This is a genomic window from Streptomyces sp. NPDC028305 (assembly GCF_055569495.1).
In genome coordinates, this window is record NZ_JBVHTN010000001.1 from 927,012 (window position 1) to 944,703 (window position 17,692).

The 17,692-nt window shown below is 70.4% G+C and carries 20 protein-coding genes; 9 read left to right on the forward strand and 11 right to left on the reverse strand.

Annotation, left to right across the window (positions count from 1 at the left end; translation table 11 throughout):
• Positions 1-67 precede the first annotated feature (67 nt).
• The gene (locus ACZ4WQ_RS04300) at positions 68-2,428 is read left to right on the forward strand and encodes a beta-xylosidase/alpha-l-arabinosidase (protein WP_468022026.1); all 2,361 of its coding nucleotides are present in this window, start codon (positions 68-70) and stop codon (positions 2,426-2,428) included.
• Positions 2,429-2,446: 18 nt separating this feature from the next.
• On the opposite strand, the gene ACZ4WQ_RS04305 is transcribed toward ACZ4WQ_RS04300, so the two are convergent.
• Positions 2,447-3,601: an epoxide hydrolase family protein gene (locus ACZ4WQ_RS04305; protein WP_398369592.1), complete on the reverse strand. Its 1,155-nt coding sequence runs from the start codon at positions 3,599-3,601 to the stop codon at positions 2,447-2,449.
• 63 nt (positions 3,602-3,664) lie between these two features.
• Between ACZ4WQ_RS04305 and ACZ4WQ_RS04310 the strand changes: the two genes are divergently transcribed.
• Positions 3,665-4,615 (forward strand): helix-turn-helix transcriptional regulator, encoded by a 951-nt coding sequence (locus ACZ4WQ_RS04310; protein ID WP_468022027.1) that lies wholly within the window; start codon positions 3,665-3,667, stop codon positions 4,613-4,615.
• Positions 4,616-4,630: 15 nt separating this feature from the next.
• Here ACZ4WQ_RS04310 and ACZ4WQ_RS04315 read toward each other — a convergent pair whose 3' ends face one another.
• Both ACZ4WQ_RS04315 and ACZ4WQ_RS04320 read right to left on the reverse strand, forming a co-directional pair.
• Positions 4,631-6,649, reverse strand: a complete 2,019-nt coding sequence (locus ACZ4WQ_RS04315; RefSeq protein ID WP_468022028.1) for a hypothetical protein — start codon at positions 6,647-6,649, stop codon at positions 4,631-4,633.
• Positions 6,650-6,694: 45 nt separating this feature from the next.
• Complete coding sequence (locus tag ACZ4WQ_RS04320; RefSeq protein ID WP_468022029.1) at positions 6,695-7,588, reverse strand: amidohydrolase family protein; 894 nt, start codon at positions 7,586-7,588, stop codon at positions 6,695-6,697.
• An 86-nt stretch (positions 7,589-7,674) separates the two neighbouring features.
• Between ACZ4WQ_RS04320 and ACZ4WQ_RS04325 the strand changes: the two genes are divergently transcribed.
• Positions 7,675-8,118 carry an SRPBCC family protein gene (locus tag ACZ4WQ_RS04325; RefSeq protein ID WP_468022030.1) on the forward strand — a complete coding sequence of 148 codons (444 nt, stop codon included), beginning with the start codon at positions 7,675-7,677 and terminating at the stop codon, positions 8,116-8,118.
• Here ACZ4WQ_RS04325 and ACZ4WQ_RS04330 read toward each other — a convergent pair.
• On the reverse strand, positions 8,088-8,573 hold the full coding sequence (locus tag ACZ4WQ_RS04330; RefSeq protein WP_468022031.1) for a MarR family winged helix-turn-helix transcriptional regulator: 486 nt from the start codon (positions 8,571-8,573) through the stop codon (positions 8,088-8,090). The genes ACZ4WQ_RS04325 and ACZ4WQ_RS04330 overlap by 31 nt on opposite strands.
• Positions 8,574-8,662: 89 nt before the next feature.
• On the opposite strand from ACZ4WQ_RS04330, the gene ACZ4WQ_RS04335 reads away from it, so the two are divergent.
• The gene (locus tag ACZ4WQ_RS04335) at positions 8,663-9,610 is read left to right on the forward strand and encodes a quinone oxidoreductase family protein (RefSeq protein ID WP_468022032.1); all 948 of its coding nucleotides are present in this window, start codon (positions 8,663-8,665) and stop codon (positions 9,608-9,610) included.
• Between the two features lie 23 nt (positions 9,611-9,633).
• On the opposite strand, the gene cpt is transcribed toward ACZ4WQ_RS04335, so the two are convergent.
• Together cpt and ACZ4WQ_RS04345 are read right to left on the reverse strand one after the other, a co-directional pair.
• A complete protein-coding gene (gene cpt / locus ACZ4WQ_RS04340; protein ID WP_311722624.1) occupies positions 9,634-10,167 on the reverse strand; it encodes a chloramphenicol phosphotransferase CPT in 534 nt (177 codons plus the stop codon).
• Positions 10,168-10,334: 167 nt separating this feature from the next.
• Positions 10,335-11,138 carry an NAD(P)H-binding protein gene (locus ACZ4WQ_RS04345; RefSeq protein WP_385341486.1) on the reverse strand — a complete coding sequence of 268 codons (804 nt, stop codon included), beginning with the start codon at positions 11,136-11,138 and terminating at the stop codon, positions 10,335-10,337.
• Positions 11,139-11,201: 63 nt separating this feature from the next.
• On the opposite strand from ACZ4WQ_RS04345, the gene ACZ4WQ_RS04350 reads away from it, so the two are divergent.
• A complete protein-coding gene (locus ACZ4WQ_RS04350; RefSeq protein ID WP_385341484.1) occupies positions 11,202-11,888 on the forward strand; it encodes a helix-turn-helix domain-containing protein in 687 nt (228 codons plus the stop codon).
• 133 nt (positions 11,889-12,021) lie between these two features.
• Here ACZ4WQ_RS04350 and ACZ4WQ_RS04355 read toward each other — a convergent pair whose 3' ends face one another.
• Both ACZ4WQ_RS04355 and ACZ4WQ_RS04360 read right to left on the reverse strand, forming a co-directional pair.
• Positions 12,022-12,225, reverse strand: a complete 204-nt coding sequence (locus ACZ4WQ_RS04355) for a DUF397 domain-containing protein (protein WP_398369576.1) — start codon at positions 12,223-12,225, stop codon at positions 12,022-12,024.
• A gap of 10 nt (positions 12,226-12,235) precedes the next feature.
• The gene (locus ACZ4WQ_RS04360; protein ID WP_468022033.1) at positions 12,236-13,072 is read right to left on the reverse strand and encodes a helix-turn-helix domain-containing protein; all 837 of its coding nucleotides are present in this window, start codon (positions 13,070-13,072) and stop codon (positions 12,236-12,238) included.
• 155 nt (positions 13,073-13,227) lie between these two features.
• Between ACZ4WQ_RS04360 and ACZ4WQ_RS04365 the strand changes: the two genes are divergently transcribed.
• Together ACZ4WQ_RS04365 and ACZ4WQ_RS04370 are read left to right on the forward strand one after the other, a co-directional pair.
• Positions 13,228-13,662, forward strand: coding sequence for an ATP-binding protein (locus ACZ4WQ_RS04365; RefSeq protein ID WP_468022034.1), 435 nt, complete (start codon positions 13,228-13,230; stop codon positions 13,660-13,662).
• A 10-nt stretch (positions 13,663-13,672) separates the two neighbouring features.
• A complete protein-coding gene (locus ACZ4WQ_RS04370) occupies positions 13,673-14,473 on the forward strand; it encodes a GNAT family N-acetyltransferase (protein ID WP_468022035.1) in 801 nt (266 codons plus the stop codon).
• 15 nt (positions 14,474-14,488) lie between these two features.
• On the opposite strand, the gene ACZ4WQ_RS04375 is transcribed toward ACZ4WQ_RS04370, so the two are convergent.
• Positions 14,489-15,541: a WD40 repeat domain-containing protein gene (locus tag ACZ4WQ_RS04375; RefSeq protein ID WP_468022036.1), complete on the reverse strand. Its 1,053-nt coding sequence runs from the start codon at positions 15,539-15,541 to the stop codon at positions 14,489-14,491.
• 40 nt (positions 15,542-15,581) lie between these two features.
• Here ACZ4WQ_RS04375 and ACZ4WQ_RS04380 point away from each other — a divergent pair, with 40 nt between their 5' ends.
• Together ACZ4WQ_RS04380 and ACZ4WQ_RS04385 are read left to right on the forward strand one after the other, a co-directional pair.
• Positions 15,582-15,923 (forward strand): DUF5713 family protein, encoded by a 342-nt coding sequence (locus ACZ4WQ_RS04380; RefSeq protein ID WP_468022037.1) that lies wholly within the window; start codon positions 15,582-15,584, stop codon positions 15,921-15,923.
• Positions 15,924-16,084: 161 nt separating this feature from the next.
• Positions 16,085-17,014 (forward strand): oxidoreductase, encoded by a 930-nt coding sequence (locus ACZ4WQ_RS04385; protein ID WP_468022038.1) that lies wholly within the window; start codon positions 16,085-16,087, stop codon positions 17,012-17,014.
• A gap of 10 nt (positions 17,015-17,024) precedes the next feature.
• Here the strand turns inward: ACZ4WQ_RS04385 and ACZ4WQ_RS04390 are convergent, their stop codons facing one another.
• Together ACZ4WQ_RS04390 and ACZ4WQ_RS04395 are read right to left on the reverse strand one after the other, a co-directional pair.
• Positions 17,025-17,438: a hypothetical protein gene (locus ACZ4WQ_RS04390; protein ID WP_468022039.1), complete on the reverse strand. Its 414-nt coding sequence runs from the start codon at positions 17,436-17,438 to the stop codon at positions 17,025-17,027.
• 67 nt (positions 17,439-17,505) lie between these two features.
• Complete coding sequence (locus ACZ4WQ_RS04395) at positions 17,506-17,667, reverse strand: hypothetical protein (protein WP_361182537.1); 162 nt, start codon at positions 17,665-17,667, stop codon at positions 17,506-17,508.
• Between the last annotated feature and the right edge of the window lie 25 nt (positions 17,668-17,692).

Here is a 17,692-nt window from a genome sequence, read left to right on the forward strand (position 1 = left end):
GACGGTGCGCAGCCCGGGGCCCCCGCGCAGCCCGGAAACACCACGCAGCCCTGAGCCAAGGAGCTTCATGCCTCACCCCTGGCAGAACCCCTCCCTCCCCGCCGAGGAACGCGCCGCTGACCTGCTCTCCCGGATGACCCTGGAGGAGAAGCTCGCCCAGCTCGCCGGCGTCTGGCCGGGCTCCGGGTCCTCGGAAGGCGAGGACGTCGCCCCGCTCCAGCACGAGGTCAACGAGGAGATCGACCTCGACGCCCTGCTCCCGCACGGACTCGGCCAGCTGACCCGCCCCTTCGGCACCGCCCCCGTCGATCCGGCCGAGGGCGCCGCCGCCCTCGCCCGCACCCAGACGCGGATCGCCGCGGGCAACCGCTTCGGGATCCCGGCCGTCGCCCACGAGGAGTGCCTGACCGGGTTCGCCGCCTGGGGCGCGACCGTCTTCCCCACCCCGCTGGCCTGGGGCGCCACCTTCGACCCCGCGCTGGTGGGCCGGGCCGCCGAGCTGATCGGCGCCTCCATGCGCGCGGTGGGCATCCACCAGGGCCTGTCGCCCGTCCTCGATGTGGTGCGCGACCCGCGCTGGGGCCGCACGGAGGAGTCCATCGGCGAGGACCCGTACCTGGTCGGGACCGTCGGCACCGCGTATGTGCGCGGCCTCCAGTCGGCCGGGATCGTCGCCACCCTCAAGCATTTCGCGGGCTACTCCGCCTCCCGCGGCGCCCGCAACCACGCCCCGGTCTCCATCGGCCCGCGCGAGCTCGCGGATGTCATCCTGCCGCCGTTCGAGATGGCCGTACTCGAGGGCGGGGCGCGCTCGGTCATGCCCTCCTACAACGACCTCGACGGCGTCCCGTCGGCCGCCAACCGCTGGCTGCTGACGGAACTGCTGCGCGAGCGCTGGGGCTTCACCGGCACCATCGTCTCCGACTACTTCAGCCTCTCCTTCCTGGAGCTGCACCACCGCGTCGCCGACACCCCGGCGCGGGCCGCCGCGCTCGCGCTGGAGGCGGGCCTGGACGTGGAGCTGCCCGCCGTACGCTGCTTCGCGGAGCCGCTGCGCGACGCCGTGCGGGCCGGGGACATCGCCGAGGCGCTGGTGGACGGGGCCGTGCTGCGGGTGCTGCGGCAGAAGTGCGAACTGGGGCTGCTGGACCCGTGGTGGTCGGCCACCCCGCCCGCACTCCCCCAGGTCGTGGACCTGGACCCGCCCGTGATGCGGGAAGTGGCCCGGCAGCTGGCCGAGGAGTCGGTGGTGCTGCTCGCCAACGACCGGGCCGCGCTGCCGCTCGCGCCCGACGCCCGGATCGCGGTCGTCGGCCCGCTCGCCGACGACCCCGCCGCGATGCTCGGCTGCTACACCTTCCCCCGCCACGTCGGCGTCGAATACCCCGAGCTGCCGATGGGCATCGACGTGCCGACGCTGCTGGCCGCGCTGCGCGCCGAACTCCCCGACGCCCGCCTCACTCACGCCGAGGGGTGCGCCCCGCCCGGCCCGGGCGCCACCGCGCCCGCCTCGACCGGCGCCTCGGCCGCCGTCGCCGCCGAGAGCCGACTGGCGCGGGCCGCCCGCGCCGCCCGCGACGCGGATGTGTGCGTCGCGGTGCTCGGCGACCGCTCGGGCCTCTTCGGCCGGGGCACCTCGGGCGAGGGCTGCGACGCCGCCGACCTGGAACTGCCCGGCGAGCAGAGCGCCCTGCTCGACACCCTGCTGGCCACCGGCACCCCGGTCGTGCTGGTCCTGCTCACCGGCCGCCCGTACGCGCTGGGCCGCTGGTCGGGCCTGCTCGCGGGCGCCGTCCAGGCGTTCTTCCCGGGCGAGGAGGGCGGCCCGGCCGTCGCCGCGGTCCTCTCCGGCCGGGTCAACCCCTCGGGCCGGCTGCCCGTCAGCGTCCCGTACGCGCCCGGCGGCCAGCCCTGGACGTATCTCCAGCCCCCGCTGGGCCTGCGCGGCGAGGCCAGCAGCGTCGACCCGACCCCGCTGCACCCCTTCGGCCACGGCCTCTCGTACACCACCTTCTCCTGGGAGCGCCCGGAGGCGGACGCGACCACCCTGGCCACCGACGGCGAGACCACGCTGCGCCTCACCGTCCGCAACACGGGCGAGCGCCCCGGCACCGAGGTGGTCCAGCTCTATCTGCACCAGCCCGTGGCCCGCACCGTCCGCCCGGTCGCCCGGCTCATCGGCTATGCCCGCGTCCCGCTCGCGGCCGGCGAGAGCGCCGAGGTCCACTTCACCTTCCACGCCGACCTGGCCTCCTACCCCGGCGCCCCCGACGGGGGCCGGATCGTCGAACCCGGCCCCCTGGAGCTGCGCCTGGCCGCCTCCAGCGCCGACGCCGACATACGGCACACGGTGCCGCTGACGCTGACCGGGCCGGAGCGGGCGGTGGACCACCGGCGGCGGCTGGTGTGCGCGGCGGAGGTGAAGTGACGGAGGCTCAGATGTACATCAGCGCAGCTTGCTGAAGAACACCCGGACGTCGTCGATGAGCAGGTCGGGGGCCTCCATCGCGGCGAAGTGGCCGCCGCGGTCGAACTCGGACCAGTGCACGATGGTGTGCTCGAGCTCGAGGGTGCTCCGGATCGACACGTCCATGGGGAACACCGCGACCCCGGTCGGCACCGTGGAACGCTCACTCGCGCCCCAGGCTCCGGCATGCGCGGTCTCGTAGTAGCAGTTGGCCGAGGACCCGGCGGTGCCGGTCAGCCAGTACAGCATCACGTTGGTGAGCAACAGGTCCCGGTCCACCGCGTCCTCGGGCAGTTCGGCGGCCGGATCGGTCCACTCCTTGAACTTCTCCACGATCCAGGCCAGCTGTCCGACCGGGGAGTCGTGCAGCCCGTGCGCCAGGGTCTGCGGCCGGGTGATCTGGATCATCGCGTAGCCGGACTGCTCGGTCTTCATGTACGCCAGGTTCTTCAGCCGCGCCTGCTCGGCCTCGGTCAGCTCCCCCGCCTTGTCCGGGTCGACCTCGGTGAACCCGGAGAGCCCGTTCGCGTGTACGCCGACGACGTTGTCGGGGTTCAGCCGGCCGAGCCCCGGGGAGATGACCGCGCCGGTGTCGCCGCCCTGCGCGCCGTAGCGGTCGTAGCCGAGCCGGCTCATGAGTTCGGCGAACGCCCTGGTCACCCGGCTGGTGTCCCAGCCGGCCTCGCCGGTCGGCCCGGAGAAGCCGCTGCCGGGGATCGACGGGATCACCAGGTGGAACGCGTCCGCCGGGTCGCCGCCGTGTGCCCTGGGGTCGGTCAGCGGGCCGATGACGCTCAGGAACTCCACGATGGAGCCGGGCCAGCCGTGGATCAGGATCAGCGGCAGGGCGTCCGGCTCGGGCGAGCGGACATGCATGAAGTGGATGTTCTGCCCGTCGATCTCGGTGGTGAACTGGGGGTACTTGTTCAGCTCCCGCTCGTAGAGGCGCCAGTCGTAGCCATCGCGCCAGTACTCGGCCAGACCCTTGAGGTAGCTCGCCGGCACCCCGCGGCTCCAGCCGACGTCGGGCAGGTCCTTGGTCCACCGGGTCCTGGCCAGCCGGTCCCGCAGATCGTCCAGGTCGGCCTGGGGAATATCGATGGTGAAGGGCCTGATCTCGCTGTTGTTCTCCATGCCGACAACCCTAGGAGCCGGTTAGGTCAGATTCGGTCCTAGGCGTTTGGCAGACTTCGAACCATGTGGGAAACCTCAGCACGACTGTTGCGACTGCTCTCGCTCCTCCAGACCCGGCGCGACTGGTCCGGAGCCGAACTGGCCGAGCGACTGGAGATCACTCCGCGCACCGTGCGCCGCGATATCGACCGGCTGCGTGGCCTCGGCTACCCCGTGCTGGCCACCGCGGGCACCGCCGGCTACCGGCTGGGCGCCGGCGCGGACCTGCCGCCGCTGCTGCTCGACGACGACGAGGCCGTCGCGGTCGCGATGGGCCTGCGTACGGCCGCCGGCGGTTCGATCACCGGCATCGAGGAGACGTCCGTGCGGGCCCTGGCCAAGCTCGAACAGATCCTGCCGTCCCGGCTGCGCCACCGGATCAACGCCCTCCAGTCGGTGACGGTGCCGATGGCCAACACCGGCCCCACCGCCGACCCGGACACCCTCACCGCCATCGCCGGAGCCTGCCGCGACTCGCTGCGGCTGCGCTTCGACTACCGCGCCCACGACGGAACCAGCGGCATCCGCACGACCGAGCCGCACCGGCTGGTGCACACGGGCCGGCGCTGGTACCTCATCGGCTGGGACGTCGACCGTGAGGACTGGCGTACCTACCGTGTGGACCGCCTCGCCCCCCGCACGCCCACCGGCCCCCGGTTCACCCCGCGCACCCCGCCGGACCCCGATCTCAGCGGCTACACCTCACGGGCGATCTCCACATCGGCCTACCGCTACCAGGCCCGGTTCACCCTGCACGTCAGCGCCGAGACCGCGGCGGAGCGCATCGCCCCCACCACCGGAGCGCTGGAGCCGATCGACGAGCACAGCTGCACACTGCGAACCGGGTCCAACTCGCTGAACGAGTTGGCCATCTACGTGACGACCATGGGGTTCGACTTCACGGTGCACGAACCCCCGGAGCTCGTCGAGCACGTCAGAACGCTGGCAGCCCGGCTCGTCGGCGCGACGGGTTAAACGGATAAGCACGGGCTACGCGGAGGGACCGGCTCCATCCTCGACCAGCGCCCAGGCGTGGGCGAACAGCTCGGGCAGGGTGCGGGTGGGCAGCGGAAGGGGATTCTCCAGCCGACCGTTGTAGGAGCGCTCCACCCCGATCAGGTCCGCCTTCCAGGCCTCCATCGGCTGGTAGGGCTTCTTGGCGTGGATCCACTCGCCCGGCAGAAAGACCTGACGGCCCGCCCGGGGGCGCTTGTCCTCCACGACCAGGCCGCGCTCGACCAGCACGGCGGCGGCCTTCTGGTGTCGCGCGGTCTTCCACCCGTTCCACGTGCGGACGTTGCGGTCGGTCGGCGCGGGCAGGACCAGCAGCTGGAGGTAGAGCGCCGCCGCGTCCTCGGCGATACCGAGCCCGCCCGCGACCTGAGCCAGCACGTCGGGCGCGGAGGCCGCCGGGTTCGACTCGTACGCGCCGACCGGCAGCGCGGCGCTCTCGATCCGCTCGACGATGCGCGCGCAGTCGGGGCCGCGCAGCCACTCGACGAACCCCAGCTCACGGTCGTAGCGGGAGTCGGCCCTGGCCCCCGTCAGCGCCCGGGAGCGCTCGTCGGCGCCGTAGAACGCCGGGCGGAAGAACAGGCGGGTCCGGGTCAGGTCCCCTCTGCGGTCGACTACGCCGTCCGCGACGACCGTGAGCCCGTCGTCGATGGACGCGACGTCCAGCCGCACCGGCCCGGCATACGGCTGGTACCCGAATCGCTCGTGCAACTCGGCGACCGAGGACCCCACCTTGCGGTTGAGCGTGCCGGCGTCCAGCAGCAGCCCCGGGTGGTTCAACCGCTCCTGAAACACGCGCACCAGGCCGGGCGCCCCCTCGCGGACGAGGTCACCGGCGGGCAGCTCGGCGTAGACCCAGAACAGGTTGGGGACGATGGAGAGCAGACGGTCCTCGAACATCGCGACATCCCACCGGGCCTTGGCATCGGTGACCATCGGGCCGTGGTCGGCGCACTTGATCCAGCTGTCGACGGGGGCACTGAGCCCGGGCTCCGCAGTGGGGTTGGTGAACGCCGCGCAGAAGGCGGCCGCTGACAGGCGCAGCATCTGCAACTCGACGACCGCGTTATGCGTACGCTCCGGCACCACGGTCCGCCGACCGTACCGCTCCCGCCACGCCTCCGCGATCCGCTCCGCCACCTCGCGCATCCCCTGCGGCTCCCACAGCTCGGCAGGGTCCTCGGGCAGCACGTCCGCCAGCAGCTCAAGGCGGTCCAGCGAGGTCAGCCGGGCGTGTTCGGACCCGCCGTCCTCGGCCTCGGCCACCTTGAGCCGCAGCTCCTCCCGCCGCAAGACGTGCATCCGGTCGAAGAGCCCCGCCAGCGCGAAGGACGCCGCCGCGCGCCCCATGCCCGTGCCGTCCCGCAGCAGGGCCACGGCCTCGGGATCCCACGGCACCGGCCCGCGCTCCCGCACCAGCCCTACCAGCCGGCGAAGCTGCTCGGCGCTGCCCCAGCCGCGCGGGACCTCGTGCACCTCTTCGATGGTCCCCAGGCTCGGCGGATCCGCGTCCCCCATGCGCAGATCGATGAACTTACGGCCGTCCCTACCGGTCCACCCCACCGCGACGGCGGCCCCCCGCTCGTCCCGCACCGCCTGCGGGGCGTCCTCAGCCGGCCGCACCACACCGGTGCGCAGCCGGGCCTCCGGGTCGGCGAACGGCCCCTCCGCCCAGAACTCCAGCAACGCCAGCAGCCGCTGACGGCTCTCCTCGGGGGTGGACGGCGCGGCCGCGCGCAGGGCCACGGCCCCGATCCGCCCGATGAACCGGGCCCAGGACCCTTCTCCGGCCTTCCCCGGGTCGCCGTCCGGCGCGTCCGGATCCCAGGTCCCCGCCAGATAGCGCCCGGTCCGCTCGATGCCGGCCAGAGTGCCGCCCCACGTCCAATACCCCGGCCCGTTGATGAGCCCGCTCAGCGCGCCCACCACGCCGTGATCGTCCAGGGCCGCCACCTCGGCCCTCGCCGTCACCAGCCCGCCTGCTGTCGTCTCCATGAAGAAATCTTGACTCATGGGTCCGACAGCGGCCCGGGCGGTCTGTCACAGACCGAAAAGTCGGGCGGCGTTGTCGTGGCAGACCGCGCGCAGCCAGTCGGCGCCGAGGTCGAGGTCCCGCAGGACGCGCAGGGCGTCCACGTACGGATACGGGATGTTCGGAAAGTCGGTGCCCAGCAGGACCTTCTCCCCCAGGGCGGCGAGCCGGGGCAACTCGGCGCGCGGGAAGGGCATATCGGCCTCGACAAAGGGCGTGAAGGACATGGTCGTGTCGAGCATGACGTGCTCGTACCGCTCGGCCAGGTCGAGGAACTCCGCGTACTCCGGCCCGCCGAGATGCGCGACCACCAGCCGCAGCGCGGGGTGGCGGGCGAGGACGGCGCCGATCGGGCCGGGTCCGGTGTGCCGGCCGGGGATGGGGCCGGAGCCGCAGTGGCTGACCACGGGGACGCCGCGCTCGGCGAGCAGCGCCCACACCCCGTCCAGCAGCGGGTCGTTGGGGTCGAAGCCGCCCACTTGGAGATGACACTTGAACACGCGCGCGCCCTGGTCGAGCGCGCGGCGCACATCGTCGAGGGCGCAGGGCTCGGCGTAGAAGGTCGCGGTGTGCAGACAGTCCGGCGTGCGGGCGGCGAAGTCGGCGGCCCAGTCGTTGAGCCAGCGGGCCATGGCGGGCTTGTGCGGGTAGAGCATCGCGGTGAAGGCGCGCACCCCGAACCCGCGCAGCACATCGAGGCGTTCCTGCTCCTCCTGCCGGTACGCGATCGGCCAGACCTTCCCCACGAGGGGGCCCGCCGAGTCGAAGTACGCCCAGACCTTGTCCAGGACGCGCTGCGGCATGAAGTGGGTGTGGACGTCGATGAGGTGGTCGAGCCCCACCTCGGCGCGGAAGGCGGCGATGTCGGCGCGCTCGGCGGTCATCGGATGCGGGTCGGCCATGAACGGCAGGGTAATGCGGTCACCCGGCTCAGCCACGACCGATTCGTTCAAGACGACGCCGTCGGCAGCTCCCTACCATCGGGCCCATGGAGAACATCGCCTCGGAATCGCGCCATATCAGCACCCATATCGACCGCCCCGCCAAGGACGTCTACGACTACGCGTCGAACCCCTCCAACCTGCCCCAGTGGGCTCACGGGCTGGGGGACTCCATCGCCGAGATCGACGGTCAGTGGATCGCCGAGTCCTCGCCCATGGGGCGGGTCGTGGTCACCTTCGCGCCCGAGAACGAGTTCGGCGTCCTCGATCACGATGTCACGCTGCCGTCGGGCGAGACCGTCTACAACCCGGTCCGCGTGATCGCTGACGGCGGCGGCTGCGAGGTGGTGTTCACCCTCCGCCGACAGCCGGACATGAGCGACGAGGACTTCCAGCGCGACACGGATGCGGTGACGCGCGACCTCGCCACGCTCAAGCAGGTGATGGAGAGGGAGCTGCCTCAGCCGCGCGGGCGCGCGGACCGTGCTTGAGCTTGAGGAGTCTGCTGGACGAGGACCGTGGAGGCGCGCTCCAGGAGTTCGCACAGCATGGCGTGCTCGTCCGGGGTGAAGGCGTCGGAGAGTGCGCGTTCGAGCACGATCACTTCCCCGTAGGCACGTTCGAGTACCTGGTGACCTTGGTCGGTCAGTGAGGCGAGGAGGACTTTGGCGTGCGCGGGTGAGGGCTGACGGGTGATGAGCTGCTTGTTCTGCAGGCCGGTCAGGACGGCAGCCATGGTCTGCTGGGTGACTCCGCAGGCGCGGGCGAGCTGTGCGCCGGACATGCCCTCATCCCGCGACAGCGCGAGCAGCACGGTGTACTGCGTCATGGTGAGGCCGTAGCCGCGCAGGACCGCCTCATGGTGGGCCATCAGGGCCTGCTCGGTGCGGCGGATGCGGGTGCACAGATACTCCTCGGCCGGGATCCCGGTCACGTTTTCCTTCACCTGTCAGCCTCCTTAGTTGACTCAGGTAGCTGATACTCGTTAGCGTCCCTCCGTATCAGGATACTGATACGACTCAGGGAGCAGTGACTATGAAGGCTGTCGTCCTCGACACCGACGACCAGTTCCGCCTCACCGACATCGACGAGCCCACTCCCGGCGCCGGCGAGGTGGCGATCAGCGTCCAGTACGCCGGGATCCAGTGGGGCGACGTGCTGGTCCACAAAGGTCACTTCCCCGTACCCCGGCCCTTCGTGCCCGGCTTCGAGGCGGCCGGGCACATCATCGCGGTCGGCGAGGGCGTCGACGAGAACCGCATCGGCCGGCAGGTGACCGCACTGACCAGTGCCGGCGCCTACGCCGAGGTGGCAGTGGCCTCCGCCGCGCTCACCTTCGACGCCACCGGCGTGGACCCGAAGATCGCGGCGGGCTTCGGCTGGGCGACCCCCACCGCCTACGACCTGATCAACACCGTCACCCGGGTGCGCCCGGGCGAGAGCGTCCTCATCCACGCGGCGGCCGGCGGCGTAGGCAGCCTGGCCGCCCAGTTCGCCCGCGCCGCCGGCGCCGGTCGGATCGTCGGCGTCAGCGACGCCGATCGGGCCGCCTACGCCGCCCAGTTCGGCTACGACCTGCTGATTCCGCGCGCCGAGTTCATGGAGGCCCCGACCGAGGAGCTGTTCGATGTGATCCTGGATCCGATTGGCGGACCGGTGCGCCTGGCCAACCTGAAGCGCCTTGCGCCGCACGGCCGCCTGGCGATCTACGGCAACATCGCCACGTTCGAGCCCGTCGAACTCGATGCCAACGACCTGCTGATGAACGGCAAGTCCGCACTGACCTACAACAGCAACCTGCTCAGCCAGACCCACCCCGACCGCCTGGCCGAGAGCGCCCACAGGGCACTGCGCTTGGTGGCCGCCGGACAGATCCGCCCGGACATCACGGCAGAGTACGAGCTGACCGATCTCGGCAAGGCCATTCAGGACCTGGCCGACGGCCGCACACGCGGCAAGAGCATCGTCCGCATCGCTGCCTGAACCAGTTCCCAGCAGTCGGCCGCTCAGCTGACATGAGCGGCGATGGCCCGCGCGCACTCCAGGGGCTCGGTGTGCGTGGTGTCCACCTCCAGGTCGTAGGTCACGCCCTGGTGGACCACATCCGCCTGAGACTCGGCCATCCCCACCGCCCGATCCCCCCGGGCGGCCTCACGCGCCGCGGCAACCTTGGGCTCACACCTGACCCCGACCCACAGCACACCGAGACCCCGCAGCGCCTTCACCCACCGCTGCTGGGACTCCGCCTGCCCCAGGAACACCTCGTCGACGATGACCCGAGCCCCGGCCCGGGCCATCGCGGCGATCCCCTCGATCCACGCGGCCTCCAGCGCCCTGAACTCCGACCCGACGCTCACCCCGCCATCCGGAGCGACCTCGATCCCGGATGCCGCCCCCGTCATGGACGCGGGCATCGCCTCGATCAGGGTGTCGACGCTGAAGGTCAGCCATGGATCCGGCAGGACCGCTTGCAGAGCTCTGGCGAGGCTGGACTTCCCCGAGCTGGAACCACCATTGAGCACGATCACCTGAGTAGCCACCGCGCCAGGGTAGACGGCCTATCCGTCCAGCTCGCCACCCCGGACGGCATCCACGAACGCCTGCCAGGCGGACGGCTCGCAGAGCAGCGCGCCGCCATCACCGTACGTAGCCTCATCCGCCGCGCGAGGGCCTCTGACCCGGGAGCCCAGCGGCCGTCGGCGGCGGGTTACGGCATTGCCGCGAATGCCTCCCGGTGATCGCGTGCCCACTGCTCGAACGTGCCCGCCGGTCGGCCGAGCACCCGCGGCACGTGGTCGGTGACGTAGGCCGCACCGCCAGCGCGTGCCCAGCCGATGCCAGTGATCATCCCGGCTGGCAACTGGTCGAGCGCGCCCGCGTCGGTGGTCTTGATCGGCCGTTCCAGCACGCGCTCCAGGATCGCCACCTGGTCTGTGAACGTCAGCAGCTCTGGCCCTGTCAGGTCGTACCGCTGCCCGTCGTGCGCATCGCTGGTCATGGCGGCAACGGCGAACGCGGCCACGTCCCTCGGGTCGACGATGGCCTGCCGGGAATCGCCGGTCATGTTCGGGATCGGTTCTCCGGCCTGGATCAGTGGCCGGTAGCGCAGGAAGTTCGACGCGAAGCTCGGCGGGCGGAGCATCGTCCACACGAGCCCGCCGGCCTCGATCGCCTCCTCCGCGGCGAGGTGCCATGCGCCGACGGTCGCGCCCTCGAACCGCTCGCCGCTGCCGATCGCGGACAGCTTGACGATCTTACGGACGCCCGCCGCCCGCGCAGCCGTCACCAGGGCGATGTCATGGTGCGCGGTCGGCACGGGCGGCACGGTCACCAGGAAGACCGTGTCGACGCCGGCCAACGCGTCCGCCAGGGACGCCGGGTCGTCGAAGTCAGCCCGCACTCCGTTGGGCCGCTCGCGGCGGGACATCGCACGAAACGGCACGCCCCGCTCGGTGAGCAGACGGACGACAAAACTGCCTATGGTGCCGGTGGCACCGGTAACAAGGATCATGCCCTGACGATGACAGCGCTCTCACTCCGCGTGATAGGAAGTTTCGGCACTATCGTGGACGGCGTGAGCTCTCTTGTCGTGCCGCCTGCCCTTCTGCGTTGGGTGGCCGGGATCGATGTCGCTGCGGCGGCCGGTTCACCGGCGGTCGACGTGCCCGATCACGCCATCACGCTTCTCCTGCGCAGCGACAAGCGCGAGTTGATTGTCATGGGCCCCCGCACCCGGGCCGGCTATCACGTCAGCGCGCCCGGCCATTCGTGCGTGCGGGTTCGCATGCGGCCGGGTCGCGCGCAAGCCCTCCTCGGCCGTCCGCTGCGTGATCTCGCCGACCGGGCCCTGCCGCTCCGCGAATTACCGGGCCTGGACGTTGACCATTTCGCCGCCGATCCGATCGCCGCCCTCGAAGAAGCATTGGCCGACCGCCCGGAGCCCCCGGAGCGGCTCGAAGAGGCGGCACGCCTACTGGCCGGCGCCACCGTCGCCACAACCGCGGCCCGGTTGCACATCAGTGAGCGCCGCCTGTACACCTTGTTCACCGACGGCACCGGCTTGTCCCCCAAGCACTTCGCACGCATTGACCGCGTTCGCACCGTGCTCGCGGCCGATGCCGGCCGGTGGTCGGACATCGCCGCGACGGCGGGTTACTACGACCAGTCCCACATGACGGCCGAGTTCCGCCACTTCATGGGTGTCCCGCCGGCCGCGTTCACCGCAGGTCGGCGTCCCGCCGCGACTCCGTGCACTGCCTGAATTCCACGACCTTGAGCCCGCCAACTGACTTTGTGGTGAGTATGAGACGGCGACACGCCGACGTTACGGCGTGTCGCCGTCTCATACTCACCACAACCTCAACGCCGTGCGGATGAGCCACCGGTGATTTGGGCTAACCGTCGAGTTCGCCCTCACGGACGGCGTCCACGAACGCCTGCCAGGCCGATGGCTCGAAGAGCAGGGCGCCGAGGTCGCGGTCCTTGGTGTCGCGGACGGCTTGGCGGCCGGTGGGGAGGATGCCGCGTTCGACGCAGTTGTTGTCACTACCGCTGTAGCTGCTCTTGTGCCACGTTGCGCCGTCGAGCTCGGATATCAAGGTCTACGTCCTAGAGGAGATCTCGGATGTACTGCTGCGAAGCGGCGGGAGACAGCGCAGCGGCTGTCAGCTCGTCCCAGGCAGTGGAGTAGCGCAGCACGTCCTGCCGCTGTTCGAGCAAGCTACCACCAGTGATGTGCTCCAACCAGACGATGTCGGCCGGGGGTTCACCCCGCTGACGGAAGATGGTGAGCGGTGGCAACTGATCCTGCGGTAGGGCTGCGTCGAGCGGCAGGATCTGCACCTTGACGTTAGACCGTTCCGCCACCTGCTGAAGATATTCGAGCTGCCCGCGCACCACGTCCGGTGAGCCGCCGATTCGGTGCAGGGCTGGGACATCGATGATAGTTCGCAGGCAGAAGTTGCCTTGGTTGTCCAGCAGTTGCTTACGCCTCATGCGCGTCTCCACCAGGACTTCCGCGCGCTCAGACGGGTGCACGGAAAACGTCTGCCGCATATACGCCTCGGTCTGCAGCAGTCCGGGGATGACCATGGACTCGTACGTGCGCACCAACTCGGAGTCGGCTTCGAGCGTGAGGCAGTCCTTCAGGGTGTCGCGGAGCATCGGACCTTGGTTGCTCCACCAATCGACCTTGTGGATCTCCTTCGCCAGCCGCCTGAGACTCGCGCACTGGCGCTCGTCCTCGACCCCGTAGAGCTTGAACAGCACCGTCAGATCCAGCGGGCGGATGCCTCGCTTGCCGTTCTCGATCTGGCTGATCTTCGGGTGCCCGCACTCCAGCGCATCGGCGGCGTCCTGAACCCTCAGCCCTGCCTCAACGCGCAGTCGGCGCAGTTCACTTCCGAGCCGCCGGCTGCGCATGGTGGGCATATCGCTCTGCGTCATGGGCGCATGCTGTCGCCCGGCGAAGAGGGGTCACAAGCGCTGAACGCGACATGTACCCGATGGAGTGAATACCACCCGACACCAATTGCCTGAGTGACAATGTTCGGTCCACGATCGGCCACATCACCGATCGTCACCGAAAGGCCGTGCCTGCCATGGCAGTTGAAGAGGTCTCCCAGCACTACGAACAACACCTGCACGCCGCCCCCGAGATACTGATCTGCGTTCGCCGCATCATCGGCGCCCACCTGCGGCTCTGGGGCCGCGACGACCTCGTCGACGCCGTGGCGCTCTGCGCCACCGAAGTGCTCGCGAACGTGCACAAGCACACCGACTCCGGCGAGTGCCACCTCCGCCTCCAGAACACCCCGGACGGCGTCCACACCACGGTCAGCGACACGGAGCCCACGCTCCCCACCGTCCGCGAACCGGACTGGTGCGCCGAGAGCGGGCGGGGCATGTTCATCCTCAGCAGCACCGCCCACCGCTGGGGCGCCCTGCCCACGCCCACCGGCAAGGAAGTGTGGTTCGAGTGCCGGTCCGCACGGCTCGCACGGAAGTCAGCCGAAGGCACGACATGTCGCGAGTAAAGTACCTACAGTGACCGATCTCGCGGAGTCCATCGAATCAATGGAGCAGCTCGCCGCGGTCTGGCGCGCCATGGTCCTCGACCGCGATGCGGGGGCGGACGTACGCGACCTTCCGGGGATCGCCGTTCGCTGGGCCGACTGCCGATTCGCCTTCTGGAACTGCGTCACCTTGACCGAGGTGGGCGCGGAATCGGAGCTCGTCGGGCAGCGGCTGAGCCAGGCCGCGGCCATCATGCGCTCGAAGAAGCAGCCGGGCTTCCTGTGGCTCTTCGAGGACCTGCTCGACGGCCAGGCTCGCTCCGCGCTGGGAGCGGCGGCCGAGCGGGCGGGTCTTCAGTGCGCCTTTCCGGGAACGGGCATGGCCGGGGATCTGCTCCCCATCCCCGAGCCGGCCCACCCCGATCTGACGTTCGTGCGCGTGACGTCCGATGAGCACCTGCGGGCGTACGCGGACCTCAACTCACGCGCCTACGGCTTCCCCTTGGAGGACGGCCGCGACGGACTCGACGGCTCCAGGCTCTGGAAGAACGAGGTGCACGCCTACGTCGCCATGCGGGGCGACGTTCCGGTGGCGTGTGCCGCGACGGTCGAGGCGGAAGGCCGCCTCTTCGTCGTGCTCGTCGCCACGGACCCACAGTGGCAGCGCAGGGGCTACGGCGAGGCGGTCACGCGCAAGGCGCTGCACGAGGGCGCCCGGGCCACCGGGCTGACCCGCGCCACGTTGCACGCGACCGTCGCCGGGGCGCCCGTGTACCCGCGAATCGGGTTCCAGCCGAACTCGCCGATCCACTTCTACAGCTTGCAGGGCTGACCTGAGGGCGCGGCGTCAGACCGATGGGTCCCAGACGCGTACGATCCCGCCCCGGCCCGCCGTCAGCACCACGTGGCGGCCGTCCAGCGGCGCGATCGCCACGGCCCAGACCTCGCCCTCGTGGCCGGCGAGCGGTGCCCCGATCTGCCGCCCCTCGGCGAGATCCCAGACCCGGGCCGTCCCGTCGTCGCTGCCGGTCACCGCGAGTGTCCGGGCTCCGACCACAGTGGCGGCCAAGGCGGACACGCGCTCCGTGTGCCCCGTGGGGAAATGGCCGACCGGCTCGCCGCCGACCGCACCCCAGATCCGCATCTCACCGGAATCGGTCACCGCCAGCACCACGGGACGGCGACCGACCTCGGACAGGGCAACGGCGTGGACCAGTCCGCCCGCCGACCACTTGTGGAGCAGCTCTTCGGACTCGAGATCCGACAACAGAACTTCGGTGTCGCCGCCCGACACCACCACATGACGCCCGCGCAGCCGCCCCACCACGAGACCGCTCATATCGTCGGAGTGGCCGGGGAGCTCCCGCGGCTCCTGCTCCTCCGCGAACTCGTCATCCGTCGGCCCCCACGCCTCGACCTCGGGATCCGAGGGATCCCATACCCACACCTCGGGAGCGGCCGCACCGGCCACGAGCGTCGTGCGCCCGCCCACCGAGGTCAGGGCCAGAGCGTGAACGCAGCTGCGAAACTCCGGCGGGGCGTTGAGCAGCTCACCGCTCATCACGTCCCACAGGCCCGGCCCCTGGTGCTGCCCGCCCGCGGCGAACAGCACCCGCCCATCGGCGACGGTCACGTCTATATGGTGAAAGTCCGGGTACACGGGAATTCCGTACGATCCGTTGTCGAAATCGGCCAGTGGCCGCTCCACCCACTCGTCCCTGAGCGGGTCCCATGTCCACACGTCGTCGCGACTGACGCAAACCACCAACAGCCGTCCATTCACCTCGGCCACAGCAAAGCCGTCGACGTTCCCTTCGGACGGAATCATGCTGCTCTTGATCAACCGACTGTCAGTCATGCGCGCCATCCTAACTGGGGGCGTGTCAGTGGTGTCGGGCATGATCGACGCGTCGGTTCTTCGAAGAGAATGAGGAAGCACTATGCCGATCACAAACAAGCAGGTGGCAGCGCATGCATTTCTACCGGGTTTGTACGAGGACGAATACTTCCCGGACCACGTCATCGACAAAGGCGTAGCGATTCTGCTGACGTTGTGCGAGCGGATTGAGGCTGAGCGGCCGTCGGATCTGGCCGCGCTGTATGCGCTCACCAAGGCGGCGACGGAGGAGTTCAATCTGCTGGAGGCGGAGTTCGAGGCAGCGGGGAGTGAAATCGAGACCGTGGCGCGTGAGGAGATATCCGAAGGCTTCTGGTTCGTGGCGTCGGCGTATGGGTTCACGGACGCAGATCCGGAAGAGTTGATCGCCGCCCGTGATTGGTGACCCGAGGGGAACGCACGGTGGCGGGGAGCCCGTCCTCGCCCCCCTGCCGCAGCCACCCGGCCGCCACCTCGCACCTTCGCGGAGTCGCGCTTAGGCTGTCGCCGGAGGCCAGGGCTACCGGCGCGTAGCGCGGACCGTGACAGACGGCGAAGGAGCGCGTGATGAAGGGCTGGACCGCGAGCGACATCCCCGATCAGACCGGCCGCACCGCCGTGGTGACCGGCGCCAACAGCGGCATCGGTTACATCACCGCTCGCGAGCTCGCCCGCCACGGCGCCCAGGTGGTGCTGGCCTGCCGCAGCGAGGCGCGCGGCGCCGAGGCCGTCGAGCGGATCCGGGCCCAGGCGCCGGGCGCGGATGTGCGGGTCGCGCCGCTGGACCTGGCGGACCTGAAGTCAGTACGGGCCTTCGCGGCCGAGCACAAGGGCGACCGGCTCGATCTGCTGATCAACAACGCGGGCGTGATGGCCCTCCCCTACCGCAGAACCGCCGACGGCTTCGAGATGCAGTTCGGAGTCAACCACCTGGGGCACTTCGCCCTGACCGGACTGCTGCTGCCCAAGCTGCTGGAGGCCGGCCCGGGGGCCCGGGTGGTCAGCGTCTCCAGCTTTATGCACATGCTGGGGACGGTCGACCCGCGCGACCTGAACATGGAGCGCAAATACGGGCGTTGGACCGCATATGCCCGCTCCAAGAGCGCCAACCTCCTCTTCATCCACGAGCTGTCCCGCCGCCTTCGCACGACCGGCGCCCGGCTCACCGCCGCCGCGGCCCACCCCGGCTACGCCTCGACCAACCTCCAGACCGCGGCCCCCAAGATGGAGGGCCGCCGCGGCACCCAGCGCTTCATGGAGATCGGCAACCGCTTCTTCGCCCAGTCCCCCGACAGCGGCGCCCTCCCCACCCTCTACGCCGCCACCGCCCCCGGCGTACACCAGGACGACTTCTTCGGCCCGCCCTTCGGAATGTGGCGCGGCTCCCCCACCCGCTCGGCCCGCGCCAAGTGGACACGGGACGACAAGGCGGGACGGGGGCTGTGGGCGGCGTCGGAACGGCTCACGGGTGTGCGGTACGACGCGCTCGCGGGCTGACGACTGACGTTCACCGCTGCGGGCAGGCGATCTCGGGGCGTAAGCGGTGAGGGCTACAGGCGATCAGGCATACGGAGAGGAACCGCTGCCCCGTGAGGTACCAGCCTCCGACGATGTCCTCCCCGGCCGCGAGAGCCTTGGCAATGCGCTGGAACTGCGCGGACAAGGTTTCGCTGTCGCGGTCGTGATCGGAGGCGAATGAGGCGGTGTGCTCGCGGGTGAGGGCGGCGAACCATTCGGCGGCCTGGGCGGGGTCGGTCCAGGTTCCCTGGATGAAGGTGGCGGGTTTGAGGAGCCAGTGGGCGAGTTCGAGAGGGACGGTCCTGGTGGCCTTGTACTCGGGGTGGATCGGTCGTCTGGGGCCGTCCTTGAGGAGGTCGCGGGCTGAGCCGAGCCAGGTGTAGCCGTGATGGTGGTGCTGCACTGTGCCGCCTTCGCTGACCGCAGAGGGCAGCCCCGGATGGTGCCGGGGCCGCCCCCGTCTGCTGGGGTTACTGACGGCCGCAGCCGTCGCCGCCACCGCAACCGCCGCCCGTAGGGGGCGATGGCGCGTCGGTGTCGGGCATGGTGTCGCCGTCGTCCGGGTCCTGCCGTAAGACGGCCTTGTGTCCTGCCAGCCGCATCGGGATGATTCCCTTCTGTGCTGTCGGCACGGGGGCTCTCCTCGCGCCGTCGTGC

What these genes read in the sequence shown, in the direction of transcription:
- ACZ4WQ_RS04305 (WP_398369592.1), bottom strand. Translation starts at nt 3,601, where the DNA reads ATGGAGAACAACAGCGAGATCAGGCCCTTCACCATCGATATTCCCCAG.
- ACZ4WQ_RS04365 (WP_468022034.1), top strand. Translation starts at nt 13,228, where the DNA reads ATGGCAGTTGAAGAGGTCTCCCAGCACTACGAACAACACCTGCACGCC.
- ACZ4WQ_RS04335 (WP_468022032.1), top strand. Translation starts at nt 8,663, where the DNA reads ATGAAGGCTGTCGTCCTCGACACCGACGACCAGTTCCGCCTCACCGAC.
- ACZ4WQ_RS04385 (WP_468022038.1), top strand. Translation starts at nt 16,085, where the DNA reads ATGAAGGGCTGGACCGCGAGCGACATCCCCGATCAGACCGGCCGCACC.
- ACZ4WQ_RS04320 (WP_468022029.1), bottom strand. Translation starts at nt 7,588, where the DNA reads ATGGCCGACCCGCATCCGATGACCGCCGAGCGCGCCGACATCGCCGCC.
- ACZ4WQ_RS04380 (WP_468022037.1), top strand. Translation starts at nt 15,582, where the DNA reads ATGCCGATCACAAACAAGCAGGTGGCAGCGCATGCATTTCTACCGGGT.
- ACZ4WQ_RS04375 (WP_468022036.1), bottom strand. Translation starts at nt 15,541, where the DNA reads ATGCCCGACACCACTGACACGCCCCCAGTTAGGATGGCGCGCATGACT.
- ACZ4WQ_RS04325 (WP_468022030.1), top strand. Translation starts at nt 7,675, where the DNA reads ATGGAGAACATCGCCTCGGAATCGCGCCATATCAGCACCCATATCGAC.
- ACZ4WQ_RS04315 (WP_468022028.1), bottom strand. Translation starts at nt 6,649, where the DNA reads ATGGAGACGACAGCAGGCGGGCTGGTGACGGCGAGGGCCGAGGTGGCG.
- ACZ4WQ_RS04300 (WP_468022026.1), top strand. Translation starts at nt 68, where the DNA reads ATGCCTCACCCCTGGCAGAACCCCTCCCTCCCCGCCGAGGAACGCGCC.
- ACZ4WQ_RS04345 (WP_385341486.1), bottom strand. Translation starts at nt 11,138, where the DNA reads ATGATCCTTGTTACCGGTGCCACCGGCACCATAGGCAGTTTTGTCGTC.
- ACZ4WQ_RS04360 (WP_468022033.1), bottom strand. Translation starts at nt 13,072, where the DNA reads ATGACGCAGAGCGATATGCCCACCATGCGCAGCCGGCGGCTCGGAAGT.
- ACZ4WQ_RS04310 (WP_468022027.1), top strand. Translation starts at nt 3,665, where the DNA reads ATGTGGGAAACCTCAGCACGACTGTTGCGACTGCTCTCGCTCCTCCAG.